The sequence below is a fragment of the Pelodictyon phaeoclathratiforme BU-1 genome (assembly GCF_000020645.1).
Taxonomy (GTDB): domain Bacteria; phylum Bacteroidota; class Chlorobiia; order Chlorobiales; family Chlorobiaceae; genus Chlorobium; species Chlorobium phaeoclathratiforme.
On the sequence record NC_011060.1, the window covers coordinates 2,190,911 to 2,215,324 of the forward strand.

The 24,414-nt window shown below is 48.6% G+C and carries 25 protein-coding genes and 3 pseudogenes; 19 read left to right on the top strand and 9 right to left on the bottom strand.

Annotated features, from left to right (window positions below; translation table 11 throughout):
- Window positions 1-144 precede the first annotated feature (144 nt).
- From PPHA_RS10450 to PPHA_RS10460, 3 genes are all read left to right on the top strand, one after another.
- Window positions 145-597: a thioredoxin domain-containing protein gene (locus PPHA_RS10450; protein ID WP_012508791.1), complete on the top strand. Its 453-nt coding sequence runs from the start codon at window positions 145-147 to the stop codon at window positions 595-597.
- A 3-nt stretch (window positions 598-600) separates the two neighbouring features.
- Complete coding sequence (locus PPHA_RS10455; protein ID WP_012508792.1) at window positions 601-909, top strand: hypothetical protein; 309 nt, start codon at window positions 601-603, stop codon at window positions 907-909.
- A 90-nt stretch (window positions 910-999) separates the two neighbouring features.
- Entirely contained in the window at window positions 1,000-1,443 is a 444-nt protein-coding gene (locus PPHA_RS10460) for a PPC domain-containing DNA-binding protein (RefSeq protein ID WP_012508793.1), read from the top strand.
- Between the two features lie 70 nt (window positions 1,444-1,513).
- On the opposite strand, the gene PPHA_RS10465 is transcribed toward PPHA_RS10460, so the two are convergent.
- The 6 genes and pseudogenes from PPHA_RS10465 to PPHA_RS10490 form a co-directional block, all read right to left on the bottom strand.
- On the bottom strand, window positions 1,514-2,770 hold the full coding sequence (locus PPHA_RS10465; RefSeq protein WP_012508794.1) for a DEAD/DEAH box helicase: 1,257 nt from the start codon (window positions 2,768-2,770) through the stop codon (window positions 1,514-1,516).
- A gap of 284 nt (window positions 2,771-3,054) precedes the next feature.
- Window positions 3,055-3,804: a M48 family metallopeptidase gene (locus PPHA_RS10470; protein WP_012508795.1), complete on the bottom strand. Its 750-nt coding sequence runs from the start codon at window positions 3,802-3,804 to the stop codon at window positions 3,055-3,057.
- A gap of 55 nt (window positions 3,805-3,859) precedes the next feature.
- On the bottom strand, window positions 3,860-4,996 hold the full coding sequence (locus PPHA_RS10475) for a trans-sulfuration enzyme family protein (RefSeq protein ID WP_012508796.1): 1,137 nt from the start codon (window positions 4,994-4,996) through the stop codon (window positions 3,860-3,862).
- Window positions 4,997-5,327: 331 nt separating this feature from the next.
- Window positions 5,328-5,471 (bottom strand): annotated as a pseudogene (locus tag PPHA_RS15200) (transposase); the annotation flags it as partial.
- A 79-nt stretch (window positions 5,472-5,550) separates the two neighbouring features.
- The gene (gene ltrA, locus PPHA_RS10480) at window positions 5,551-6,792 is read right to left on the bottom strand and encodes a group II intron reverse transcriptase/maturase (RefSeq protein WP_012507238.1); all 1,242 of its coding nucleotides are present in this window, start codon (window positions 6,790-6,792) and stop codon (window positions 5,551-5,553) included.
- A gap of 517 nt (window positions 6,793-7,309) precedes the next feature.
- Window positions 7,310-8,383 (bottom strand): annotated as a pseudogene (locus tag PPHA_RS10490) (ISL3 family transposase); the annotation flags it as partial.
- A 97-nt stretch (window positions 8,384-8,480) separates the two neighbouring features.
- On the opposite strand from PPHA_RS10490, the gene PPHA_RS10495 reads away from it, so the two are divergent.
- The 3 genes from PPHA_RS10495 (at window position 8,481) to PPHA_RS16820 (ending at window position 9,778) form a co-directional block, all read left to right on the top strand.
- Window positions 8,481-9,194, top strand: coding sequence for a class I SAM-dependent methyltransferase (locus tag PPHA_RS10495; protein WP_012508797.1), 714 nt, complete (start codon window positions 8,481-8,483; stop codon window positions 9,192-9,194).
- A gap of 89 nt (window positions 9,195-9,283) precedes the next feature.
- On the top strand, window positions 9,284-9,490 hold the full coding sequence (locus PPHA_RS10500; RefSeq protein WP_012508798.1) for a type II toxin-antitoxin system HicB family antitoxin: 207 nt from the start codon (window positions 9,284-9,286) through the stop codon (window positions 9,488-9,490).
- Window positions 9,491-9,778: a type II toxin-antitoxin system HicA family toxin gene (locus PPHA_RS16820; RefSeq protein WP_012508799.1), complete on the top strand. Its 288-nt coding sequence runs from the start codon at window positions 9,491-9,493 to the stop codon at window positions 9,776-9,778.
- Here PPHA_RS16820 and PPHA_RS14700 read toward each other — a convergent pair.
- Entirely contained in the window at window positions 9,715-10,380 is a 666-nt protein-coding gene (locus PPHA_RS14700) for a class I SAM-dependent methyltransferase (protein ID WP_012508800.1), read from the bottom strand. The two genes, PPHA_RS16820 and PPHA_RS14700, sit on opposite strands and share 64 nt — an antisense overlap.
- A gap of 53 nt (window positions 10,381-10,433) precedes the next feature.
- Window positions 10,434-10,622: a hypothetical protein gene (locus PPHA_RS15670; RefSeq protein ID WP_150085672.1), complete on the bottom strand. Its 189-nt coding sequence runs from the start codon at window positions 10,620-10,622 to the stop codon at window positions 10,434-10,436.
- Between the two features lie 404 nt (window positions 10,623-11,026).
- On the opposite strand from PPHA_RS15670, the gene PPHA_RS10515 reads away from it, so the two are divergent.
- The 3 genes and pseudogenes from PPHA_RS10515 to PPHA_RS16895 all read left to right on the top strand — a co-directional run.
- Window positions 11,027-11,500 carry a type II toxin-antitoxin system VapC family toxin gene (locus PPHA_RS10515; protein ID WP_012508802.1) on the top strand — a complete coding sequence of 158 codons (474 nt, stop codon included), beginning with the start codon at window positions 11,027-11,029 and terminating at the stop codon, window positions 11,498-11,500.
- Window positions 11,490-11,723 (top strand): hypothetical protein, encoded by a 234-nt coding sequence (locus PPHA_RS10520; protein WP_012508803.1) that lies wholly within the window; start codon window positions 11,490-11,492, stop codon window positions 11,721-11,723. The genes PPHA_RS10515 and PPHA_RS10520 overlap by 11 nt, the downstream gene beginning before the upstream one ends.
- Before the next feature lie 122 nt (window positions 11,724-11,845).
- A pseudogene (locus PPHA_RS16895) lies at window positions 11,846-12,534 on the top strand (PDDEXK nuclease domain-containing protein); the annotation flags it as partial.
- A 268-nt stretch (window positions 12,535-12,802) separates the two neighbouring features.
- On the opposite strand, the gene PPHA_RS10530 reads toward PPHA_RS16895, so the two are convergent.
- Window positions 12,803-13,297, bottom strand: a complete 495-nt coding sequence (locus PPHA_RS10530; protein WP_223293902.1) for an ATP-binding protein — start codon at window positions 13,295-13,297, stop codon at window positions 12,803-12,805.
- Window positions 13,298-13,604: 307 nt separating this feature from the next.
- On the opposite strand from PPHA_RS10530, the gene PPHA_RS15675 reads away from it, so the two are divergent.
- The 10 genes from PPHA_RS15675 to PPHA_RS10575 all read left to right on the top strand — a co-directional run bounded on the left by PPHA_RS15675 (window position 13,605) and on the right by PPHA_RS10575 (window position 24,405).
- Window positions 13,605-13,862, top strand: coding sequence for a hypothetical protein (locus tag PPHA_RS15675; protein ID WP_150085675.1), 258 nt, complete (start codon window positions 13,605-13,607; stop codon window positions 13,860-13,862).
- 442 nt (window positions 13,863-14,304) lie between these two features.
- Complete coding sequence (locus PPHA_RS10535) at window positions 14,305-14,658, top strand: type II toxin-antitoxin system RelE/ParE family toxin (protein WP_012508807.1); 354 nt, start codon at window positions 14,305-14,307, stop codon at window positions 14,656-14,658.
- Window positions 14,651-14,926, top strand: a complete 276-nt coding sequence (locus PPHA_RS10540) for a helix-turn-helix domain-containing protein (protein ID WP_012508808.1) — start codon at window positions 14,651-14,653, stop codon at window positions 14,924-14,926. Before PPHA_RS10535 ends, PPHA_RS10540 begins: the two co-directional genes overlap by 8 nt.
- Window positions 14,927-15,438: 512 nt before the next feature.
- Window positions 15,439-18,174 carry a DUF499 domain-containing protein gene (locus PPHA_RS10545; protein ID WP_012508809.1) on the top strand — a complete coding sequence of 912 codons (2,736 nt, stop codon included), beginning with the start codon at window positions 15,439-15,441 and terminating at the stop codon, window positions 18,172-18,174.
- Window positions 18,174-19,166, top strand: a complete 993-nt coding sequence (locus PPHA_RS10550; protein WP_012508810.1) for a hypothetical protein — start codon at window positions 18,174-18,176, stop codon at window positions 19,164-19,166. The genes PPHA_RS10545 and PPHA_RS10550 overlap by 1 nt, the downstream gene beginning before the upstream one ends.
- Before the next feature lie 10 nt (window positions 19,167-19,176).
- Window positions 19,177-19,926 (top strand): TIGR04255 family protein, encoded by a 750-nt coding sequence (locus PPHA_RS10555; RefSeq protein ID WP_012508811.1) that lies wholly within the window; start codon window positions 19,177-19,179, stop codon window positions 19,924-19,926.
- Window positions 19,901-20,215 carry a hypothetical protein gene (locus tag PPHA_RS10560; RefSeq protein WP_150085677.1) on the top strand — a complete coding sequence of 105 codons (315 nt, stop codon included), beginning with the start codon at window positions 19,901-19,903 and terminating at the stop codon, window positions 20,213-20,215. The genes PPHA_RS10555 and PPHA_RS10560 overlap by 26 nt, the downstream gene beginning before the upstream one ends.
- Window positions 20,202-20,552 carry a type II toxin-antitoxin system PemK/MazF family toxin gene (locus PPHA_RS10565; RefSeq protein WP_223293903.1) on the top strand — a complete coding sequence of 117 codons (351 nt, stop codon included), beginning with the start codon at window positions 20,202-20,204 and terminating at the stop codon, window positions 20,550-20,552. The genes PPHA_RS10560 and PPHA_RS10565 overlap by 14 nt, the downstream gene beginning before the upstream one ends.
- Window positions 20,552-23,908 (top strand): DNA methyltransferase, encoded by a 3,357-nt coding sequence (locus PPHA_RS10570; protein WP_012508814.1) that lies wholly within the window; start codon window positions 20,552-20,554, stop codon window positions 23,906-23,908. The genes PPHA_RS10565 and PPHA_RS10570 overlap by 1 nt, the downstream gene beginning before the upstream one ends.
- Window positions 23,905-24,405, top strand: a complete 501-nt coding sequence (locus PPHA_RS10575) for a hypothetical protein (RefSeq protein WP_012508815.1) — start codon at window positions 23,905-23,907, stop codon at window positions 24,403-24,405. The genes PPHA_RS10570 and PPHA_RS10575 overlap by 4 nt, the downstream gene beginning before the upstream one ends.
- Window positions 24,406-24,414 lie beyond the last annotated feature (9 nt).

The following is a 24,414-nucleotide window of genomic DNA, read 5'->3' on the forward strand; positions in this document are numbered from 1 at the left end:
CTGTTGTAAATTATAAAAAACAACCCTACACCTTAATTAATAACCGAATAAAACTATTTTTATATTAATTATTAAGGTAATTTATGTTTTTTTCCTTAATATAACACAAATTGTTATTCAAAAATCCGGATAAAGGGCAGGAGCATGGCAACCATACTTTTTTACGAAAAACCAGGGTGCAGGAACAATAATCGACAAAAGGCAATGCTTGAACTTTCGGGCCATACTCTTGAAACCGTCAATCTGCTTGAATATGCCTGGTCGAAAGAGGAGCTTGCAGCCTATCTCGGGGATAAACCGGTAGCCGACTGCTTTAATCCGGCAGCACCAATGATAAAGTCAGGCGAACTCAACCCTCAAAGCTTTACAAGAGAAGAGGCGATCGCAATGATGATTCAGCAGCCTCTCTTAATCAAACGTCCGCTCATGAAAATTGGCGGCCATCACCTTCAGGGATTCGATACAACGATACTGAAGAAACTGATCCATCTCACTCCTCCTCATGATGAAGAGGAAATGACAACATCAATCAACATGAGTGACATGAATTCATGTCCTCATGACAAAAACTTTTCATGTACAACACAAAAGCATTGAACTATGGAACATTCACAACGCCCACTCGGAAATGTCATGCAGCTTCTCGAAGAGCTTGGTCATGAAGTAACCTATGCCTATGACGATCTCATTTTTGTCAATGACAATGATTTTTTGCTTCAGTTCGCAAATACAGGCCCCACACTGAACCTCTTTTTCAACCAGAGCTGCCTGAAAAAAACTGCCGATGATGTTGAGCAAAGCATCATTCCGGCGGCTGATAGAAAGGGACTTTCCATTGTCAAAAAAGGCCACTACAACGTGAGCGAACAGGCAGATGAAAACTTGCGGATTGAGTTTTTTGAGAACTGAGCATGCACTGATCCAAGAGGGGTGGGAAGAAATTGTATACGAAAAAATGAACCTCTGTTACGGCCCTTTTTTCAAGACGCAACAACAACGATGAAATATACAGAAGCAAAGCAGGGAAGAGTTTTTGTCATCAGGCTCGAAGACGGAGAGATCGTCCATGAGAGAATAGAGCAGTTCGTAAAGGATCATGGCATTGAGCGTGCAACCCTTTTTGCGGTCGGAGGAGCTGACAAGGGCACTCTCCTTGTGGTCGGACCCGGAGAAAGCCGCTCAAATCCCGTAAAACCCATGATTCATGAACTTGACGACGCTCATGAAATCACGGGCAGCGGAACTCTTTTTCCTGATGATCATGGTAACCCGATTCTCCATATGCATATGGCATGTGGCAGGGAGGAAAACACCGTTACGGGCTGTATTCGTAACGGTGTAAAGGTATGGCAGGTGATGGAAATTATCCTGACAGAACTGCTTGAATGCACGGCAAGGCGTCTGTATGATCCCAACACCGGCTTCAAGCTGCTTGCCCCCTGAAAAGAGACCTTTTCCGGATCAAGCTACCAATGCGTTCTTACAGCCCTGCCGGAAATCAGGCTCAAGGCCCCTATCGCCCGTTTCGGGGCTTTTCTGACCACCTTTTGGAGGCGCTTTTTGCGAGGGGTTTCGGTGCAGGATGACCTGAATTTCCTCTTCCCTGCTGTTTGGGCGCTTTGACAGGATTGTGATCCATCAACGGGAATGAGTGGTCGTCAATGACAGGAATTTTTTTGGCTATCAGCTTTTCAATATCACGGAGGTACTCTTTCTCTTCAGCATCACAGAAGGACAATGCAGTTCCTTTTGCCCCGGCCCGGCCCGTTCGTCCGATACGATGGACGTATGTTTCGGCAATATTGGGCATTTCAAAATTGATTACATACTCCAGATCATCAACATCAATACCACGGGCAGCAATGTCTGTGGCCACCAGAACGCGCGTCGTTTGTGCCTTGAAATTGAAGAGCGCCCGCTGACGGGCATTTTGAGCCTTGTTGCCATGGATCGCCTCTGCCTTGATGTTATGCTTCTCGAGGATTTTCACAACTTTATCGGCTCCATGCTTTGTGCGCGTAAAAACCAGCGCCGTTTTGATCGCCTGATCCCGCAAAATATCGACCAGCAGGCTGTTTTTATTTCCTTTATCGACAAAGTAGATCGATTGATTGATAATCTCGACCGTTGACGAAACCGGCGTCACCGAAACCTTCGAAGGGTTATGCAAAATCGTTGCGGCAAGCTTGACAATTTCAGCCGGCATCGTAGCAGAAAAGAAGAGTGACTGCTTCTGTTTCGGAACCACGGCCAAGATTTTTTTAATATCATGGATAAAACCCATGTCGAGCATACGATCGGCTTCGTCAAGCACAAGTATCTCCACATGACGCAAACTCAAAAAGCCCTGGTTGAGGAGATCGAGCAGTCGCCCTGGTGTAGCAATCACGATATCAACACCCCGTATCAATGCAGCCGTTTGCGGGTTCTGGTTAACACCACCAAAAATCACCGTATTGGTCAACCCAGTATGTCGGCCATAGGCGTTGAAGCTCTCTCCGATCTGAATAGCGAGCTCCCTTGTCGGAGTAACAATCAGCGTCCGAATTTTTCGTTTTTTATCATAAACCTTGTTTTCGCTCAGTAATTGCAGGATAGGAATGGCAAAAGCAGCCGTTTTTCCGGTTCCTGTCTGCGCACATCCGAGCAAGTCTGTGCCTTGTAAAATAATCGGTATAGCTTCTGCCTGTATCGGAGTCGGAGTCGTATACCCCTCTTCCTGTAATGCCTGCAAGATTGGATCAATGATCTCTAATGACTTGAATTCCATATGGTATATAATTGTTGAACTGTTCGTTATGAGAGAACGAACCTGGCTGAAATGCTCTGCACATCAGGCACGCTCGCCTGTAACACCACGGTCTGAACTCTCCCTGTTGCAAAGAGGAAGGACCGGGCTATCTGCAAAATGCGGGGATGTTATTCGTTGTTAGCCGTAAAAAGCGCTTTGTTGGTGCGGAATGAATCGCTAACGGTACCACAAAATCAGATCAAAGCAATATAACGATTCCATTCTGATTACAGCATTTGCATTACAACCCGGCCCAAAAAGATTCACGGCTGAACAGAAACCCATTGTGGCACATATTTCCATGCACATTTCATTTCCAGATTGTTGCTGCGGTACAAGGGGTCGTGCTCGTGAACCAGCGACCAGAAGGCACGGGAGTGATTCATATGCACCGTATGGCAAAGCTCATGCACCATAATGTAGCGGACAAGATGATCGGGCAGAAAAAGCAGTTTGCTGTTCAGGGTAATCGAGCGGCGCGAAGAACAACTCCCCCATCGGGAGTGCTGCAGGCGAATACCGGAAGAGTCATAACTGAAATTGTGCGCAGCAGCAAGCTTTTCAAGTGCTGGAAGAAGGCGCAGTTGAGCCCGGTGCTTCAGCCAGGAACAGAGCAGCTTGCAGGTAAGTGCGGTGTTGGCAACATCACCTGAAACCAGCAGACTTTTGCCTTGTTGCTCAACCATCTTTACCTCCCCGATTCCGTTATGCATGTAAGCCACCGACCACGATTCAGCAAAATCGGGAAAAACAATCGTGGCGGGCAGCCCGTTTTCAGAATGTGGCGGAGCTATTGGGCGGTGGGCATCATACTTTGCGGTAACTTTTTTTATCCACTCCTCATGCTGAAGCAAGAGCGACACAACCCTTTTTTTATCGAATCCCGGAGGAACAACCACCACAAGGCCACCATGCGGCGTCATCTTCAGACGGGCAGACTTTGCCCTCGGGCTCACCTTCAGAGTATAGGGAAAGGGGGAACCTCCCACCGGGACTGTTTGATGCGTATTCATGCCTTAATGTACTGAACCGCATCGAACAATACACACCGGTTAGAAAAAATCAGCTTCAACCAAGTGCACTCCGCAAATCCTCAATAAGGTCATCGCAATCTTCAATACCAACCGAAAGCCTGATGACCGTATCAGTTATCCCTGCCGCCTCGCGATGATCCCGATCCATTGAGGCATGGCTCATCGTTGCCGGATGCTCAATCAGCGATTCAACTCCGCCAAGGCTTTCAGCAAGTGCAAAGAGCTTTGTTCCCTTCAGCACACGGTTGACATCCTCAATGCCACCATCAAGCTCGAAAGAGACCATTCCTCCAAAACAGCGTTGCTGTTTTTTAGCCAGTTCATGCTGCGGATGAGCCGGAAGGCCGGGATAAAAAACCCGCTTCACTCTGCCATGCTGCTCAAGAAACTCGGCCACAGCCTGTGCATTGCGCTCATGCTCCCTCATGCGCACCACCAGCGTCTTGATACCACGAAGCACCAGCCAGCAGTCGAAGGGCTGTGCGCAAGTTCCAAGCGCATTGACAATAAACTTCAGACGGGCATCGAGCTCTTCACTATTCGACAGCACTGCTCCACCAACCACATCAGAATGGCCATTGAGGTACTTCGTTGTTGAATGCACTACAATATCAGCTCCAAGCTCGAAAGGCTTCTGACCATAAGGCGAAAGAAAGGTATTGTCCACAATGGTCAACAAACCCCTCTCTTTTGCAAGTGCCCCCACGGCGGCAATATCAACCAGGTTCAACAGCGGATTGGAGGGTGTTTCAACCCATACCGCTTTTGTCTTCTCATTCACATAGGGCAGAAGATTTGCCGCATCCTGAAGATTGACAAAATGTACTGTGATACCGAAGTGCTCCTCAACCGTCTTCATCAGTCGTGATGTGCCTCCATAGCAGTCATCGGTACAAATAATCTCGTCGCCGGATTTAAAGATATTGAGGGTCGAGGTAATCGCCGCCATGCCAGTTGTCACCGCTACAGCAAATGAGCAGCCTTCAAGAGCGCAAAGGTTATCTTCGAGCGCCTTGCGTGTCGGGTTTCCGCTGCGGGTATAATCAAATCCCTTGTGTTTGCCGATATCCTCGAAAACAAAGGTTGAACTCTGGTAAATCGGAGTCATAATGGCGCCATATGCCTTATCCGGGCCAACTCCGGCGTGAATCGTATCAGTCTGAAAACTCATGAATAGCGCGTTTAAAAGAATGTGTCACCGTGTTCCGTCTTTGAACGGAGTCGGTTGTCAAGGCTTCACCGGGTCTATTCCCTCAGCCTTTTTTGATGATGAGCAATGGATATAAAGAAATTCATAACAATTGTTAATGTATATATTTGGAAAGAATAATGCAAATATGAGACGATTCAACAAACGATGTGCAAATTATTATTATAACAGTTGGAGGGGGAATGGCAGTTGGGGATAATGAACATGGAAGCCGCCCCTATAGACAGCATTACTTGCAAAAAAAGGCTCTTCGCGCATTTTAATGGAAAAGAAATTTCATTTTACGGCACCCTCAGATTTTCATATCCAGTTTCCCACAGTAAAAGAGGATCCTTGTTCGATAGCTTTCGAAGCCTCGAAACCCTCGAGCAGTTGCTTTTATTAACTGGATTTTGCTGTTTATTCCTTCCGATATAGCGTTGCTGACTTGATGTTTGAGGTGAGTAGACCGGAGGAATTTCACCTCCAGCCCCTCGCAGATCCGGACAGGAACGTCCCCGCTCATCCGGCTCCCATCATCTAGCCATCGAGGTATACCCCGCTTTCCAATGCGCAAATAAGTTTGGATTCTCTTCCGCCAGAAGTCGCAGTTTTCTGCTTGCTCTGGTTTTGTGCCCACTCAATTGCTTGTACTTTCTCATCATCCAGTGTGCCAAGTAATAGTTCATGTGTTGCCAAACCGGAGCCATTGCTGAACCGTAAAATCGCGTGTAGTAGTTCTTCCATCCCCTCAGTATCGGGTTGAACTGTGCTGATAAATCCGCAAGTTCCAAGCTGTTTTTGAGCTGTAGCTTCCACCTTCTGATCGTCTGCCGCATGTGTCGCAGTGCATCCCGGCTTACTCCCGGCAGAAACCCAATAAAGTAAGTTCCATCTTTCTTCTTGGCTTCCCGTGAACAGAAGGTAAAACCAAGAAATGTAAACTGATTTACTGGATGCTCGTCCTTGCGATTGCTATCCCTGCAATACACTATTTGCGTCTTATCAGGGTGTAACTCTAATCCGCACTCACGAAAACGCTCACCAATCTTTCGCTTTACCAGCTCTGCCTGTATCTTGCTTTTACAGTGAAGAACGCCATCATCGGAGTACCGACAAAACGGCACACCGGGTAGATTTTCGCTCACCCACCGGTCAAACGCATAGTGCAGAAACAGGTTCGCCAACAGTGGACTCACCACTCCCCCTTGGGGCGTTCCTTTTGTCCGTTCTATCAGCTCACCTTCCGGGGTCTCCATCGGTGCCTTTAGCCACCGCTCTACGTAAAGAAAAACCCAAGGAGTTTGGCAATGTTTCCGAAGAGCGCGCATTAACAACTCATGATCGATGTTATCAAACAGCCCCTTGATGTCGAATTCTACAACCCAATCATATTCCCAATTTCTCTTCCTCACTACAGCTATAGCGTCATGAGCTGAACGCCCCGGACGATAACCATACGAATCTTCATGAAAAACTGGTTCCAATATGGGCTCAAGCACCATTTTTACAACGCTTTGAGCTACCCTGTCCGCCACGGTTGGAACACCAAGCATACGCACTCCTCCAGATTTCTTCGGAATGCCCACACCCCTTACCGGCGGCGGAAAATAACTGCCGGAACTGAGCCTGTTCCATACCTTGTACAGGTTGTCTTTCAGTTTTGTTTCAAATGCCTGTAACGATTCTCGGTCTACACCGGCTGCACCTCCATTAGATTTCACTTGTTGATACGCTTTCAAGACAAGTTCTTTGGAAATTTCATATGGCTTTGTCATACCGAAAAGCTCCTTCTGTTTGCACAGTTGACATGACTGTATGACCAGATGACGCGACCCCTTTGCTCCAGCCTCATTACAAGGCTTTCATTGCTCGTACGAGTCGCTCCGTCCCTTGATGGCGCATTGGTATTATCGGCCTCGCTTTTTACACTTGCGCCTTTCCCTTTGCATCGCCAACGAAGGTTCCTGTAGTTCAATACAAGAGCCCGAACCAGGATCACGCTGCCTTTATGCCGGACACCGCTTGGCCAGTAAACAGGTTTCCGCCAAACTTTTCCTGAATTAACTACTCCCTTCAGTTTTGATGTCATCTTAATCTTTTCGACACGTTCACGGCAGTTTGTTTGTACTCGTCTTCCTTGGCTCACACCTGACATCTTTACGATGCCTTTTCCGTAACGCTCACGACAAGGGCTTTTGACTAATGCCGCTTACGGTGGTTTGCACCCTGCTCCTGCAAGCCGAATGCGAGGGGACTTCCCTCATCTCTTATAATGCTTGGCTACAGCGCACAGTAATTGAGAATGTTCCCTTTATGACGTTCCATCATATCTTTCACTTTTATCAGTGGCTTCAGTTTTGTCTTGTCGACTAACTCACACCAGTACGCGAAAAATATCTCGCCCCTCAGTCCTGATGAGCAGTTCCAGAAATCACGAAAGATATTCTTCAACACCCAAGCCACACCGGTCTTAAATTCGCATGCTATCAACTCGTTAAACCGTGTTTTTTGGCTCTTGGTCATCTTTTCGGGATTTCGAAGCCAGGTGTATTTCGAGCCAACCAACCTTGTATCCCCATCTTTCTTCAGTTCCTGTGATTCCTGATGCCGAACCTTGTTAACTGCGTCATTAAGATATTTGCTGATGTGAAACCGGTCGTGAACAATATCAGCCGCAGGAAGGAGCTTATGTGTAGCTGTTGCAAAGGCTTGCCACATATCCAGCGATACCGACTTAACTGCCTTTCGTTGTTGTTTTGAAAGGGTTCCTAACAGCTTTTTCGTTGCTGTCAGTGTCCGATCCTCAATGACATCAAGTACTCGGCTTTTATCAAGATCATTGAGTATGGTGATGTATTTCTGGCCCGACCTGAAGCTTTTTTCGTCCATACCTACATGCACTACATCATCGGGCTCACGGCGTAGAAGTCCTCGCTCTACAGCACGTTTCATAATCTGATCCACAGCATGCCAATCAAGCTTGAGTATATTTGAGGCCGCTTGTACACTGGAACAGTGCTGGAGCAGAGCAACGGCAAAACCTTCAAACATGAGGGTAAAACGGGAATGGGGGGCCGCCCAAGGGACTGCTATGGTCTTCACACCACACGTTTCGCACTGACAACGGGGAATGCGTGCTATGATGATGGTTTCAAACTGCATGGTATCAAGATGCCGCCAACGTTGTTCAGGGGCCTTGTCATAGGCTTTCCCGCGCACCCCACATTGAGGGCATATTACTTCATCGCCTACAAAACGGAGGTGAACTTCTATCTTCAGACCAGAAACGGAAAGGTTGACATCATCGACCTCCCAGATGGCAGGAAATCCCAGTAATTGCTGGTAATGCTCGGTTAGTTTTTGCATCTTGGTGGTTAGGATTGAAATACTGCAGTCTACAATTTTATCCCATCATTCCACTAAATTATGCGGAGAGCCCAAAAAAAGCTAATAAAAAACGACCATGTCCTTTTATTCCGAATTTGCCGTTTGGTATGAACAGCTCTTTCCATTCCGTGAGGAGGTCTATCTTTTCCTTCGCGAACATGCCGCTCAGCCAGGAAGCACCGTGCTTGATGCCGGATGCGGGCCAGGTCACTATTGCAGCAAGTTTCAGCAAGAGGGCTTCCTCCCAACGGGAATTGATCTCGATCCGAAGATGATTGCCACAGCGACTGCAACCTCCCCATTGGTTGCGTTTCAGTGTATGGACATTGCCGATCTGGCCTCCCTGAAGCAATCGTTCCGTTTGATCTATTCCATCGGCAATGTTATAGCCCACCTTTCACCCGAGCGCTTTTCCGCCTTTCTGAGCCAGGTTTATGCTGCTCTTGAGCCCGGAGGATGCTGGATCTTTCAGACCGTAAACTGGGATTATCTGCTCACCCTTTCTGAATACCGCTTTCCGGTCAAAACCGTCGGGGATGGCTCCGTTTCCTTTTATCGTCGCTATCCCAATATTTCGCCCGAAGAGGTCATTTTTGAAGTCGAGCTTCAGGCTGATAACCATAAAATTTTCAGCGAGCAAGCGATACTCTATCCACTTACCGCAGACAGCTTCCGCCAAAGGCATGAAGCCACAGGATTTACGACGGAAGGCATCTATGCCGGTTTCGATAAAACACCATTCAGCAGGGAGCACAACTCCGGACTTGTCATGGTGTTTACAAAACGATGAGGTCATATTCACTCCATTCGCTCAGCAATTTCAGAAAATCTCATTACCTTGAGATAAATTAACTGCCATAAAAACGGTTGGAGCAAACGATGAAATTCAGTGTAACAATCAACAGGGATGAAGATGGCGTCTGGATTGTGGAGTGCCCAAGTATTCCTGGTTGTGTCAGTCAGGGAAAAACAAAGGATGAAGCCCTTGTAAACATTGCAGATGCAATTCACCAGTGCCTTCTGGTCAGGGCAGAGCAAGGCATACCGTTGACAATTGAGACCCGACAAATAGAGGTTGCTGCATAAATGCCTCCTCAACTCCCTATACTGAGTGGACGAGAAGTCGTTCATGTTTTTGAATCCCTTGGATGGCAAGTCGCAAGGCAAAATGGCAGCCATATCATTATGACCAAAAAAAATGAACTGGTCACTTTATCGGTACCGGATCATAGGGAAACAGCAAGAGTACAATTCAAGACCTCTTCGAGAACCCTCATACGAAACCGCACCATCATCAACTCCTGTCCACGTCAGAGAACCTTCCGATATTTCAAAATCATGTACGTCGGGTATGTCAAGCCGGAAATAACCTGATCGCTTGCCGGAAAATCTGTTTTTTCTTCAAGCAACTCAAGCGTAGCTGATTGCAACACCGATGGAGCCAGATAGTCCATCATGGTATGTCCGTTTTCAACCAATTTTATCGAGTGGTTAAAAATATAAGAGGTAACCTTTCTTTTGGCATAATAGTCTGAAACGCGGTCATTAACATAACTCTCAAGCAAATTACGAAACGGATGCTTGGTCAGAATGGCAATGACCCCACCAGGTTTGGTCACACGAACCATTTCCAGAAGAGCATGTGGTACATCTTCTGTATGCTGAAGTGCATAGAGACTGGTAACAATATCAAACCTGTCAGATTCATGCGGGATAGACTCCATAGGGGCTTGTTCGAAAACTCCGCACTCTCTCTTTTGAGCCATTGCAATCTCCTGCTCGGAGATATCCATACCATAAACAACTGCTCCCTGTGAGGCGTAGTATGCCCCATCATGGCCACAACCACACCCAACATCAAGAACCAGCTTCCCTTTCAACTGAGGCAATACGGCATAAAAATGGCTTCTGGTCCTTTGCTCCAGATCCTCTGTACCCGATGCATATTGTTTGGCAAATTGATCATACTCAGCCATACCCTCACCTCCCCTTCTCTGATATGAGATGATAAAAAAAGATGCTCCAGACTTCACTGCCTGCCGAAATCTGCCTGACCAATAACGCTACGTAAAAACAAGTTTTTTTCAAACAATTTTAACCTCGCATCATCACGGCATGGAGCAATGCGCTCTGTTTGGCGGTTGTCGCTGACAAGAGCATTCAGTGGCATTTTTCTCTTCCCGCCCTCTTCTCCTGGAAGCTCAACATGCTCTTTCACGGCATTCTGGATGCAAGCCTCGGACTGAAAAGCAGGCACCTGTAATTTGCAAAAAGCCTTGCTGCCTGGTGGGAAGAAAAGCTGCCAGCCATTGCACAGCATTCTGAAAGAACGGGATGCTGCAACTGTTGAGCTGGCATGGTATTTGAAGGAGTTGGGGTATGCGTAAACAATTCACAAGCTTGGACAATAAAAACCTCCGGGATCGTCACCGACTCGAGGTCGGAAGAGGATTTCTCCGGGAGCCCTTATGCAAGCAATGAGTAAGCCGATGGTGGAAGTGACGAAAAAAGCTATATTTCAAAATGATTGTAGCCGGTTTAGACTGATCTGTACAAGCCGAGATGATAAGCCATGATGTTGTTTTCTGTCTCTATTAATTTTGCATCATTCCGACAAGCAGCATGAAGTCCGTTTACATAGAATCATCTGTCATAAGCTATATCACAGCTCGTCCGAGCAGGGATGTAGTGACATCTGCGCGACAAGCGATCACTATTGAATGGTGGGAGACCTACAGGGATCTCTTTGATGTTTTTATTTCAGAATTGGTGTTAGAGGAAATTGGAACTGGCGATCTACAGGCTGCAAGTAATCGGTTGGCAATCGTTGAAAATATCCCCGTGCTTGTAGCTACAGATAGTGCGAAGGCATTAGCCAAGGCTTTAATTGGAGAAAATGCTCTTCCTGCCTCAAGCGCAGAAGATGCATTACATATCAGTATTGCCGCTGTGCAAGGTATAGATTTTCTGCTTACATGGAATTTCAAGCACATAAATAATGCAAACATGAGAGATAAAATAGCTCAAGTTGTTCATCGGTTGAATTTTCACAGTCCAATACTTTGTTCCCCAGAGGAGTTAATCAATGAAAGATGATCCAATCGTAGAAGAAATCCGTAGAGTTAGAAGCGCCCATGCGGCGAGATATGGTAACGATCTTGACCGTATTTTTGCAGCAATCAAAGAGGCGGAAAAAAAGTGCGCCGCAAAGTTGGTTAATCGCGAGCCAATACTTCAATCATTATCTGTCCCAACCATTAACGCTCAAATTTCGACGAAAGAGATTGTAGATTGTATCCGTGAAGGGAGGGATAGTTAGAACCCTCAAACAGATACAATTGGCCAACAAGCTTTTGGCCAATTACCTTTATGACATACCATTTCGATCATCTCCAAATGCATTGTGGGCAATGAAGCGCTCTCTTATGCCCAGCAGACCTTAATATAGGGAGAATGATTGCCTTTTATCGAAAGTATCCGGCCTCCCAGACAATTTTGCCACAGGCTGTGGCAAAATTACCGGAGCAGCCTTTGCTTGCAGGTATTCCCTGGGGTCATCACTGCCTGTTGCTTGAAAAAATCAAGGATATACCGGTTCGATTCTGGTACATGGAGCAGACTGCAAAAAACGGCTGGAACCGCGATACCCTTGCCGCAATGATAAAAAGCGACCAGTATAGCCGTCAGGGTTCACTGGCCAACAACTTCGGCAAAACGCTGGCCATGCCACAATCCGAACTGGTACGGCAGGCATTGAAAGATCCCTATATTTTTGATTTCCTTACACTGACAGAACCATTTGCCGAGCGGGAACTGGAGACTGAGCTGATCATTTGCGGTTACGCTGTTTCATTGTCATCGAACTCAAAAAAGGTGAGTTCAAACCGGAATATGCCGGAAAGATAAATTTTTACTGCTCCGCTGTGGATGATCTGCTGAAACATGCAACCGATGAAAAAACCATTGGCTTGATACTCTGTGAAAGTAAAGACAAGGTATTTGCCGAATACGCTCTCAGGGATATCCGTAAACCCATTGGAGTTTCGGAATACGAACTGACACGCTCGCTGCCGGAGAATCTGAAGGGCAGCTTACCGAGTATTGAAGAGATTGAGAAAGAGATGAGCTGAAATGAGGGGGTGGGAGATGAGTGAGTGGAAAAAATACGTGCTGAAAAATCTTGCAGATAAGCGGTAAAAAAGACACAATTCATTAAAGTATAACTCTTTATCAGTGTTTCATTAAACCGGAAACCACCGGTATCGTTAAAGTTTCCAATTGCTACAACTGTTGGTAATGACAAGTGGCTATCATCTGTTGTAAAAAATGCACTGTTGAATGGCCCACCATGCCTAATTTCAACGAAATCTCCCAAGCGAACAGTTTTCCAATCAGAACTCATACCCCAGCACTCCCTGATTTTGTCGAATCAATAACCACCCATTTTCCAGACTTTTTGCCCCCGATTTTTTGAAGAACACCTTGCTTCTGAAGCTTGTCGGTCAGGTAACGAATACCTCGTTCGGTAAGACCAAGTTGATCTGCCATCCCTTTTTGAGTGATGATTGGATGATGGCGAACCAAATCACACAAATCTTTTTCCTTATCGGTCAGCTCAATCTTATCGACAGTCTTATCGACAGTCTTTCCTGTAGTATCAACTTCGCCCTGTACGAAATCCTCAACAAAAGAGGGCCTTTCAAAACTTGCTATGAACAAACCGGCAATCTGGCGAAACTGCACGCTCGGTGCATTTTCAAAAATGAGCGGCATTCCACGCCCCCACCCTTCAACCATCTGGATACGGCGGAAAAGGTCGGCAATCAATGGGTTGCGGCGGCGTGATACATTACCCTGGCGCATCTCTTCCATGGTCAGCCCACTTGTCAGCAAGGAAACAAAAAAGCCCGTACAGACAATTGTCAATACGGGCCATTTGTGGAGATGGCGGGAGTCGAAAATAGCTGATTTTAAAGGCTTTAAACAGAATCAATTATAAAAATATACCCAAGAGTATACCAAAAATAACAAACTCACATCATTCCGCATCGAACTGGATCATCTGAAGGCCTCCCCCGCTCCACGTCACGAACAAGAAATCAATAGTGCTGCCCTGCATCCCGAACTTTTATTCCCCGCTGGAGTGAAAAATCTCAAACAATGTTCACGATGTTCACCACGTTCACTCCGCAGATGGTAATTGCAGGCGTGCAGCATAAGGGCCGGAATTGCAAGCAGCAAGCAAGGCGCTCAACTGCTCTTTCTGCGCGCATCGCTTGCCTCTCCGCTTCGCTACGCGCCTCCGGCTTGCCCCACCCGCCAGCGCATGAGCATTGCATTGCTGCCTGCTTGCCCGCTCACTGCCCGGCGTAGCAGCACATCAAGCGCCCGCGACGCCTTCGCAGCTCACTGTCCACCCAAGGTGCGGCATAGTGCAGGCCGCAAAGCCAGCAAGTAAAGTGGGAAAAGCTGCTTGTTTCGGTAATGCAGCGGCAAACAGCGGCGGGCAAAGCCATCTCAGCGGAAGCTTTAAACGAAGCGCGGTAGTCGCGTTATGCACGCATCTCTGTTTTCCATGGTGAGATTGATGTCAGTATTGGTTCAGGGTGTTCCGGGCTTTTTTTTCAGTCTTTGGTTATTATTATTTACTTCTCTGCCTGACGCTTGCGGCTTTGCACGAGCATTGCCGCCGCCTGCCCCCCTGATCCTGAAGCTCTGTGGCTGGTTGCCGCACAGCGCCCGCGACGCTCTCCAGCATTTTGAAGGTCTTTGTTTCAGCGCTGTCCACCCCAGGGGCAGCATGTTTTATTCCCCGCTGGAGTGAAAACTCTCAAACAATGTTCACTATGTTTGACACTTTTTAAGCTTGTATAATGTTCACGATATTGTTAACATCAACAATGCGAACAATCGAATTTTTCATCACCGCAAATGGCAAAAAGCCAGTCGAGGAATTTTTAGAATCTCTTCCAACAAAAGAGGCAAAAAAGGTTTTTTGGGTTCTTAAGTTGGTTAAGGAATTATCGTCTGTACCAACAGAGTATTTCAAGAAATTGCAAAACACAGATGGAATATGGGAAGTTCGGGCGGCACACGGAAACAATGCGTTCCGGTTGCTCGGATTTTTTGATAATGGAAACTTGGTGATTCTTACAAATGGGTTTGCAAAGAAAACCCAAAAAAACCCGTCAGAAGAAATCGAACTGGCTGAAAAAAGAAAGAAAGACTATCTCAGGAGGAAACAAAATGGATGACTTACAACGCGCTATTGCAAAACGGAAAAGCCTTGACCCTGAATTTGCTAAAACCTTTGATAACGAATACGAAGAGTTCAAGATCGGAGTGCTGTTGAAAGAAGCGAGAAAAAACGCAGGGCTTACACAGGAAGCCCTGGCCGAGAAGCTGAATACGAAAAAATCGGCAATCTCAAGAATTGAAAACCATTCAGAGGATATCAGGCTTTCCACGCTGCATCACTATGCCGAAGCACTGGGAAAAAAAGTTCACGTCTCTATTCTGTAGTAAAAACGCCGCCGAGCACAGCACCCGCCGCTGCATAAAAAGCAGTCTACCCGGCTTCGCTCGCCGCTGGTTGCCGCCCCTCGCAGCGGCAACAAAATGGCTGGTAGCCTGACAACATTTCGCACCCCGCACCATCAGCAGCCAAAACACCTACAAACAGTCGCTCCCCTATACAGAGGAGTAAATTGTATTACAAGAGAAATATTTCGAGCGACGTGCTCCCTTTTTAAAAGCAAAGGTTATATTAACACTAAAATAACAACAGGATTACATCCCTTGCCACCATCTCATTCTCAAAGCACTGCTTCGGGAAAGAAGATCATATTGAGGAATGGCTGAAAAAATGCCCGACAGCTCTGGGCAAAGAATTGTGGATCATCCAAATTGAAATCAGCGGTTTTTCAGCAATAAACGAGCGATTAGACATTGCATCATACCGTTTCATTCTGAACAAAGAAATTGAATACATATCCCTCACAGTGGCAGGATATCAACGGAAAGGGTAACAAAGAATGCTTGGTTTAACTTTACGTTCAGAATTTCGTGGCAGGCGTCTCAAGGGCACTGCTATTGAACTTTCGAACGACTCCAACACCGGAGCCACTCAAATAGCGGCAAAGCAATTCCTCGAAATCACCTACCCGACGCATGACCTTCTTAAAGGTATCGAAGCTATAGGCCCCGATCAAGGCCGTCCCGTGGTGGTGATCGGTGAGAGAGGCCTCGGTAAATCGCATCTCTTGGCCGCCCTCTATCACGCAGTATGCGACAAAGCCTCAACCCACGCATGGCTCAATGCATGGGCTACAACACTGGGTGATCCGGGTATTGGCAATATCGCCCTCCGCGACGGAATGCTCGTTATCGGCGAAAGTCTGCACCGCCAGCGCTACAAATTCCTCTGGGACCTCCTTTTGGAACGTCATCCTCACGGCACCTTCATCAAAGGGAAATGGGAGGGGATGGGAGCAGCAAAAACAGACATTCCATCCGATGAACTCATCATCGAATTATTACAGCACACCCCCGTAATGCTGCTGCTCGATGAATTCCAGACCTGGTTCGACGGTCTTACCAATACCAAGCAATACCCCTGGAAAAACTGGGCCTTCAACTTCATCCAGATACTTTCCGAAATTGCCAAAGAGCGCCCTGACCTGCTTGTGCTCGTCATATCGGTAAGAAACGGAGGAAGCGACGCCTATCAGCAGGTGCATCGGGTGAACCCTATTGCCATAGATTTTAAAGCCGGAGGTAACGCCGAACGAATCCAGCAGGATCGCCGCCGGATGTTGTTGCATCGACTGTTCGACAACCGGTTGCAGATCTCAGCAGAATCGATAGCTTCTCTGCTTGCTTCACATGTTTCGGAATATTTCCGCCTTCTCGATATTCCACCTGCCGAGCATGACCGGAAGCGCGAAGAGTTTTCAGAATCGTGGCCCTTTGCTCCGCATCTCCTTCGCTTGCTCGAAGAACAGGTACTGATTGCCACAGACGCCCAGGAAACCCGCGACATGATTCGCATTCTCGCCAATCTCTATAAAAGTCGGGGCGAAAGCTCTTCAGTACTCACCGCAGCCGATTTCTCTCTTGACGATGATACCTCAGGTATTGGCGCCCTGCTCGACTCCGTCTCCAACGAACATCATCGAACCCTGCGCGAAAAAGCCCAGCAGAACATTATTTCCGTCACCGAAGCCGTCAGCGACCACGTCCTCCGCGCTCCGCACCTTCAGGAAATAGTTGGGGCAATGTGGCTCCGCTCTATAGCTGTCGGCACCCTCGCAGGCGCAGAACCGGCTACACTACAAGTTGATATTACCCGCACGAGGCCCGTGGATGACAATGCCTTCCAGGTCGAACTGGCAACCATTGTCGAAAACAGCTTCAACATCCATCAGGAAGGCGCCCGACTGGTCTTTCGTGAAGATGAAAATCCACGAGCCAAACTGATGGCCTGCGCACGAAACGATCGTCTCTTTACCGACGGTTCCGATCAAATCCAGCTCGCCCGGCAATTACGCTATGTAATCAGTGGCAGTGAGGAGGTGGCCAAATCATTTCGCGTCATAGCGTTACCGAAATCCTGGCAGTCAGACCCATGGTCTTCACTTGACGAATCCGAAAATCCGGAACGATGGGATGAACGCCTGCCCATTCTTGTCTTGCCGGAAGAACCCGAAAAAATCGACAGGCAGCTTGGGCACTGGCTTAAAACCCATCTCCAGAAACGACGGAACACCGTCCGATTTCTCATCCCGCGTGCAGGAACAACCAACGCCTTTCAAGACCGTGACCTGCTCATTCTTGCCAGGGCAGAAATGAAAGCGCTTGAATGGAGCGCCCAGAATACCGAGTACAAAAAACTCCATAAAGAATTTGAAACCACACTGCGTGACAACCTTAAAAAGCGCTTCGACCGCTTTGCCGTCCTGCATCGCTGGAACTTTACCGATCCCGCTCAGTGTATTTTCATCGTCGAACCGCTCAGAAAGCAAGGATCGCTGATACCCGAAAGTATTGAAGAAACCATGGTCGCCGATCTCTTCGTCCCCGAAGACTTCGAAAACCTTGTGCTTCAGGCAGCGGCAGGCAACAATTCAGTCGGCAAACTTCTCCGGGAACTTCAGGAACCGCGTCCGGCAGGGCAAGACTGCATACCCTGGCTTGGCGAAACAGCCATGAAAGAGCGCATGCTTCGCCTCTGTTCACAAGGCAAAATCGCCATCAACCTCCGTGGCCTTGAATATCTCCAGACCCGTCCCGGTGAAGACGATGAAACCTCATGGAAACGCCTTCGTCCGAAACTCTCTTATACCGGTCGTCAACTCGACGAAGTGTACCTCATGTTGCCATCAGCAGTGCCCTCCACATCCGGCTCGTCTCAGACGCAATCCGCATCATCATTGGACGGAACTCTTTTTGGTGATGAGACTCAAACCCAAAACCCGCCAAACACCCTTAACGACCCGGTGGTTGGTGGCATAGGGCAACAACCATCCACTATCTTTGGTACCGGCACTTCAGCCGGTGCAGCCAGACCGCGTATTCCATTAAGCAATCCGCCGACCTCATCGCTTAATCTTATTGGGAAGCTCGAAAGCTGGGGCATCGGCCCGGCCACAAAGGTAGCCGAAGTCGCCATTAAAATTTCGGCAGCCACCGGTGCGCAGCTCAAAGAACTCCTCAAGAAACTCCCGGACGGCATGACATTCGAACTCCAGCTTGAAAAGGAGGAGAATTGATGGCAATCAATGCCGACATCCTGCATACCCTGACCAAAGGCTCTCCTGAAGAGGCATGGCAAGTCATCATGACCAACACACTCGAAATTGCCAGCAGGTCACTTGATGCCGTTCAGTTGCCCGGTGAAATTATAAACCGTGACCGTGAAATAGGCGCATTCGACCACTTCCTTGCCACGAGCGGATGGGAGCTGTGGCAGACTTTCAGTAATGTCGTTGAAAAAACCTCGGATCGGCTTGTGCATTGGTGGAAAGAACCCTACCATGCCAAAGCGCTGCTGATCCTCGATGGCCTTTCGCTTCGTGAATTGCCCTGGCTTCTTCAGGGAGCAAAAGAACACGGTTTCACCCTGCATCAGGTTGCAGCGACCTCCTCTGAGCTACCCGGCAAGACCAACGAATTTGCACGTGCGCTTGGTTTCAATTCCCGCAGTCAGTTGCAAAACAACGGTGGCGGATTCTCTCATAAACTCCAGCCAGCCAGCACCGAATGTGTCGGCATGCCATGGAAAGACTGCCAGTCGCTTATTGATGGCGCACTGAACTGGATTTTCTGGCACCAATGGCCCGACAGCAAAGTCCATGAGTGCGCCGGGGCGGGCCGTGGCCTTGAAATCCTCGCCAACGATGCCCAGGAGCAACTGACCGATAAAGAGTTCTGGTGCTTTGTCGAACGCCTTGCAACAGGTCGAAGGCTTGTTATCACCTCCGATCACGGCTATGCTGCCACCGGCCATTTCTCCGACGCCGACGGTGACGTAGCGCAATTTCTCAAGCAAACCTTCGCCAGTGGGCGGAGTTCTGCTGGTGCAAATGACGGCGGACCATTTATTCCGCCCGTAGCAGTCAGCATCAACAGCATGCACGGCCAACACCTGCTCGCCCTTGGCCGCAGAAAATGGCGAAGCCAGGGAGGATACCCAACCCTTGCTCATGGTGGACTATCACTGCTTGAGGTGCTTTCGCCCTGGATAGAAATTTCAAAAATCTGACACAACATAGATGAACAGAATTCCAAAGCGACTCAAACAAGAACCCCTCATAGAGGCTATCTGGCAGGTACAGTTCGAACCCACGGGTGATATGCAAATAGGCGATTTATTGCCCGGCATGCTCTATACGGCCTTGAGGAACGACCATCCGCAATTGCAGCTCCATCGTCTGCCCGCAGCCGACATTCCTCCTCAGATAGCTCAAATTGACCCCAACCTTCGCCACGTGGCAAAATACCGGATGGAAGAAACCGGCTTGCCATTTCTCTTCCAGGTCGGCGATCGTACCGTAACACTCAACTGCCGCAAGCCCTATGTCGGATGGGACGCATTCAAGGCAAAAACCGTTGCCCTTATAGATATTCTCGACCAGAGCGGTCTGATTCCTGTGCCCCAGCGCCACTCCTTACGCTATATTGACCTGCTCGAATTGGAGCCGGCCCCCAATCTGTCGGCACTACAGCTAAGCATTGGCCTCGGAACTCTCGACACGCAGTCAAAACCCCTGCAGATTCGGCTTGAACTGCGGGCTGAAAACTGCATGCATATTGTGCAAATCGCAACACCTACCGAAGCCGCTTTACCGGAAGGCATAAGGATCGGGAGTGTCATCGACATAGAAACCCTTCCTGTCCCGGAAGCAACATCATGGCAGGGCATTCGCAATCAACTCGATCAACTGCATACCTCTTCCAAACAGCTTTTCTTTGAGCAGATCCTCACAACCGAGGCCATTGAACGCCTCGAACCGGAGTATTGAAATGCTGGCATCAACCATAGACATCAATAGCATACCCTTCTCTTGGCATTCGGCTGTGCTACAGATCCAGCAGAAAGCGAAAACATACCTCGTTCCGGTCTCCGGTTTTCTCGACCGTACTACCTATATGGCTGGGAACGCTACCACGATGCAGCAATACCACCCGGTACGAAACAGCATAGACGCATTAGGCTGGTCAGCAGCCGATGCACTGGAAACCTACTTCCGCTTGCGAAGCTTTGCCGAAGACTGGGACTCTCCCGACATGGAGGGCTATGATGAGCTATAAACGAGGCGAAGTCATACTGGTCCGGTTTCCCAACACCGATCTCAAAACATACAAAAAACGTCCAGCCCTCGTTGTGCAGGGAGATGGCCTGAACACCGGCCTGCCGCAAAAGATCGTCGCCATGATAAGCTCAAACCTTAAACGAACAGGTCCGACCAGAGTAATGGTCAGTAAGAACGACCCTGCAGGCCGGGCAATGGGCCTCATCTCCGATTCCGTCGTGGTAACGGATAACCTCGCAACTGTTCTTGAGCGAGAAATAGATAAGAGAATAGGCTACTGTCCGAACATGACCACGGTCGAGAGTGCACTTAAAATCACCTTGGGAGTGTCGTGATGGTAACAAAAAAAGAGTGGCTTGCCCAGGAAGTTGCCAAAGCTGTTGGTGCCGGCAAGGTTGTTGCCCTTGAAACCGTTGACTTCAATGACCCGAATCGTCCCAAAACCTGCCTTGAAGTCGATTTTCCGATTTTGCCGGTTAATCAGGTTGCCATTATCGAAGGCAATGCCGGTAAGCCCATCTACCAGATGTCGAAATGGTGGGCGCGTCGTCGGTCGAGCGTTTTTCGTTCAATGCTCATTGCCGCAGCAACCAAAGCCCCCGAAGATTTGTCTCATGCAGCAAAGCTGGTTTGGGACAACTACTACGCAAACCATCAAAAACGTGGGGCGTTCAAAGAGCTGAAGGTTGCCGACATTTTCATGGGGGGTGGAACAACGCTTGTTGAGGGATCGCGCCTTGGAATGCAGATGATCGGCAACGATCTGAACCCTGTTGCATGGTTTGTCGTCAAGCAGGAATTCACCAATGTTGACCTTGAAGAGGTAAAACGACTGCTCGCCGATATCGAGGCAGAGGTCAAGCCGCAGATCATGCCCTACTACTACTGCGACGGCCCGAACGGAGAAAAGGGCACATGGACCCATCTGCCCGCCAATCAGGTCATGTCGCCCGACTTTGATCCGCTTAGCATACCTCGCGAAGAACGGCGCTACTACAAGTACGAAGGCCCGGAAATCATCTACACCTTCTGGGCCAAGCACGGCCCTTGTCAGGTCACTGGCTGCGGTCATCGTACTCCCATCATGAGCAGCCCGGTCATGGCCATCAAAACGCTTACGGTCAAGCATTGGGAACGTTCCTGCAAAAGCTGTGGTGGTAAATTCCACGTTGAAGCTCATGCTGCACGCATGGCACCCGACGTTCCGCTCTATGTTGCTCCATCCGAATACCCGTTTACGGTGTACGAACCCGGAAAAGGAATTGTCTGTCCTCATTGCGGTCATGCTGAACACATCAATCTCACCAAAGGTAAGAATAAGAAGATTCAGCTTACGTTGCTGGTGCATCCGGAGTGGCTGGCTGGCAGCCCGATGCTGGATGCCGATGGCCGTCCTTATGGAGGTTCTGCCCAGGATGATGCCGAGTCAACAGCTCGCTGGAATCAGGAACGTGCTTCGAAGATCCGGTTGCTTGAGGTTCGGGGCACAGAAACACTTATGGTTGCCGATAAGACCACCGGAATAATGAAAGAAATGGAAGTGATTCCAATAAAAGTCACCTGTCCGGAAACCGGTGTGACGTTTTATACTGATGCAAGGGGCGGTACTGCTGCACTAAAAGAGAAAAAGGGTAAAGTAACAAAGCAAACTGAGCTTGATGCTGATGGGAACCCAATAAAAAAAGCGGAAGATTCTACCTTTGCTTGTCGTGCTGATGGTCAAAGAAATGATGTGCTGTCGGCAATTAAAGCGACAGGCAAAACCGGGCCGATGGCAGCCTATGCGATTCATGGGTATACACAACCAAATCTTTCCGCCTCTAGAAAGCCCTACAACGGACGCTTTTTTGCTCCATTTGATGCAAACCATGCGCGTCAGTGCGATGCGGCGGTGAAGGAATGGGAGGTTAGAAGGAAAACTGATTTAGCCGACTACTGGCCGCGTTCAGAGGTTCCATTCGGCTTCATGACCCACATGAATAATGGCGGGATTCCAAATCATGGGTATACCCACTGGTGGACAATGTTCAATCCTCGTCAATTGCTTGTGCATACGCAGCTACTAAAAACCATCACCACAGTAGGGAATTACGACTGGCAAGTGCGTGAGTACGTGCTGGGTGCATTCCAGCAATACTTGCGAAATCAGAGCATGTTTACGCTTTGGAACGTTCAAGGCGACAAATTAGAGCCACAATTTGCAAACAACAACTACCACCCAAAGTCGACCACGGTAGAGAACAGTGTGTTCCCTGCTCTTGGTCGTGGTAATTGGATGTCAAGTGCTGAAGGCGTTATTGAGGGGCGTGAATGGGCAGAATCACCTTGGGAAGCAGTAAGTACTGAGGGGTTAAAACAATATGCAGATGTACTTGCAGATCTTATAAGTGGAAAAAGCGAAAAAGTGTTTGCAGGTGATCCTGTTGTTAATAGTCCAAAAATCCTTTGTAGTTCATCAACAGATCTTGCTCTGGTGACCTCTGGTAGTATTGACCTTGTTATCACTGATCCTCCCTTTGGAGGGCTGCTTCATTACTCTGAGCTTTCCGATTTCTTTTATGTGTGGCTTCGCCTTGCACTCAAGGATCGGTACCCTGATTATTTTGGTACAGAGTACACTCCGAAATCTCTTGAGGCCGTTGCAAATAAAGCCCGAGAGCCTGAAGACTCGGATGGTTATTATCAGCGTTTGTTAACGCAGTGTTGGCGAGAAGCATATCGTATTCTTAAACCGGGAGGAACCTTAGCGTTTACTTTTCATCATAGCGAGAATAATCCGTGGGTTGCCGTGCTGGAGTCACTGTTCGGCGCAGGTTTCTATCTTGAAGCGACCTATCCAATTCGTTCAGACGAAACCAAGGGGGAAGGATCTAAACCAGGAACATTCGGTTCGCAAACCATCGAATACGATATCATCCACGTTTGCCGCAAGCGTATAGAAGAACCCAAGTCAGTGAGCTGGGGCCGGATGCGCCGTGAAGTCATGGCTGATGTTCGCCAGATTCAGGCGATGCTGGAGAACCATGCAAAGGAAGGGCTTCCGGCAGCCGATATACAGGTCATTCGTCGAGGCAAGGCCCTGGAATACTTCTCGCGTCATTATGGGAAAGTCTACGTGGACGATGATCGAACCATTTCAGTCAGGGATGCCTTGCTCGGCATCAATCAGCTCATCGATGAGGATGCTGACAAGGGTAAGGATTTGCCTCCGGTGAATGCTGAACCGATTACCCGCCAGTTCCTGCGGATTTTCAGTAATGCCCCGGAGCTGAAGCGCGATCAGATGCAGAAATTCCTCAAAGGTTCAATTACAACGCCTGATGATTTCGTGCAGCGAGGGTGGTGTTTTGAAAAAAGCAAGGTTTTCATACGAACCAACCCGCTTGATTTTGCCCGTGAATGGTCAGGCAAGCACCGGCGCCGCCTCACCTCCGATCTCGATCAAGCCTTGGTGCTCATTGGCGCCTGCTTCGATGGCAGCGGTATCAATGCGGCCGATACCCTCAGAAACGATAATTTCAAGCCGCACGTCGCGCTCAAGCCCCTGCTCGAATGGTCGTATCGCAACGCCCCTGACCAGCCGATCAGCAATGCTGCATCGCGTGCAATCACCATCTTTAATGCATGGAATGCCAGCCGGTCGCCGCTTCCGAAACAAATTACACTCTTTGGTGAGGAGGATGAACCATGAGGCAGTTATTCGACACGGTTTGGCAACGGCAGGGCACCAGTTGGATTTGGGATGAAGAGGCCCGTAATCAGGTTTGTTTGGCAAGCGAAGTCTGGAGCCTTCGGCAGTTTATGCAGGCCGTCGGCAAATGGCCCGAGGAACTTCCGGGCAATAATGGTCGTACCCTCGTAGTCGCCGGACTTGATGGTTCCCTTGACCTGTTGACTCCTGAAGATGCGGAATTTTGGCTTGGTGATGCGGTTAAATCGGCAATCCTCTCTTTTCAGGACGAGTACGGAAGCGAAGGAGCGCTCATCTTCTGGCTGCCTTTGGGTCGCAATCGTATCGAGGTGCATATTCCCACCGATGAGGTCAAGTGGCTCTGTGAAGCCCCCTTTCGGGAAAGCAAGCTTGATTTTGGACGTATTCTCTGGGGTCAGGCGAACGAGTACCCGCAGGAAATTTTCCTGAAAGAGCGTGATAAATCCGCTGGATTGTTTCACTCGCGAATAACCTGAGGCGGCATT

Coding starts and splice junctions, on each gene's coding strand:
- PPHA_RS10450 (WP_012508791.1), top strand. CDS start 145: ATGGCAACCATACTTTTTTACGAAAAACCAGGGTGCAGGAACAATAAT.
- PPHA_RS10455 (WP_012508792.1), top strand. CDS start 601: ATGGAACATTCACAACGCCCACTCGGAAATGTCATGCAGCTTCTCGAA.
- PPHA_RS10460 (WP_012508793.1), top strand. CDS start 1,000: ATGAAATATACAGAAGCAAAGCAGGGAAGAGTTTTTGTCATCAGGCTC.
- PPHA_RS10465 (WP_012508794.1), bottom strand. CDS start 2,770: ATGGAATTCAAGTCATTAGAGATCATTGATCCAATCTTGCAGGCATTA.
- PPHA_RS10470 (WP_012508795.1), bottom strand. CDS start 3,804: ATGAATACGCATCAAACAGTCCCGGTGGGAGGTTCCCCCTTTCCCTAT.
- PPHA_RS10475 (WP_012508796.1), bottom strand. CDS start 4,996: ATGAGTTTTCAGACTGATACGATTCACGCCGGAGTTGGCCCGGATAAG.
- ltrA (WP_012507238.1), bottom strand. CDS start 6,792: ATGACAAAGCCATATGAAATTTCCAAAGAACTTGTCTTGAAAGCGTAT.
- PPHA_RS10495 (WP_012508797.1), top strand. CDS start 8,481: ATGTCCTTTTATTCCGAATTTGCCGTTTGGTATGAACAGCTCTTTCCA.
- PPHA_RS10500 (WP_012508798.1), top strand. CDS start 9,284: ATGAAATTCAGTGTAACAATCAACAGGGATGAAGATGGCGTCTGGATT.
- PPHA_RS16820 (WP_012508799.1), top strand. CDS start 9,491: ATGCCTCCTCAACTCCCTATACTGAGTGGACGAGAAGTCGTTCATGTT.
- PPHA_RS14700 (WP_012508800.1), bottom strand. CDS start 10,380: ATGGCTGAGTATGATCAATTTGCCAAACAATATGCATCGGGTACAGAG.
- PPHA_RS10515 (WP_012508802.1), top strand. CDS start 11,027: ATGAAGTCCGTTTACATAGAATCATCTGTCATAAGCTATATCACAGCT.
- PPHA_RS10520 (WP_012508803.1), top strand. CDS start 11,490: ATGAAAGATGATCCAATCGTAGAAGAAATCCGTAGAGTTAGAAGCGCC.
- PPHA_RS10535 (WP_012508807.1), top strand. CDS start 14,305: ATGCGAACAATCGAATTTTTCATCACCGCAAATGGCAAAAAGCCAGTC.
- PPHA_RS10540 (WP_012508808.1), top strand. CDS start 14,651: ATGGATGACTTACAACGCGCTATTGCAAAACGGAAAAGCCTTGACCCT.
- PPHA_RS10545 (WP_012508809.1), top strand. CDS start 15,439: ATGCTTGGTTTAACTTTACGTTCAGAATTTCGTGGCAGGCGTCTCAAG.
- PPHA_RS10550 (WP_012508810.1), top strand. CDS start 18,174: ATGGCAATCAATGCCGACATCCTGCATACCCTGACCAAAGGCTCTCCT.
- PPHA_RS10555 (WP_012508811.1), top strand. CDS start 19,177: ATGAACAGAATTCCAAAGCGACTCAAACAAGAACCCCTCATAGAGGCT.
- PPHA_RS10565 (WP_223293903.1), top strand. CDS start 20,202: ATGATGAGCTATAAACGAGGCGAAGTCATACTGGTCCGGTTTCCCAAC.
- PPHA_RS10570 (WP_012508814.1), top strand. CDS start 20,552: ATGGTAACAAAAAAAGAGTGGCTTGCCCAGGAAGTTGCCAAAGCTGTT.
- PPHA_RS10575 (WP_012508815.1), top strand. CDS start 23,905: ATGAGGCAGTTATTCGACACGGTTTGGCAACGGCAGGGCACCAGTTGG.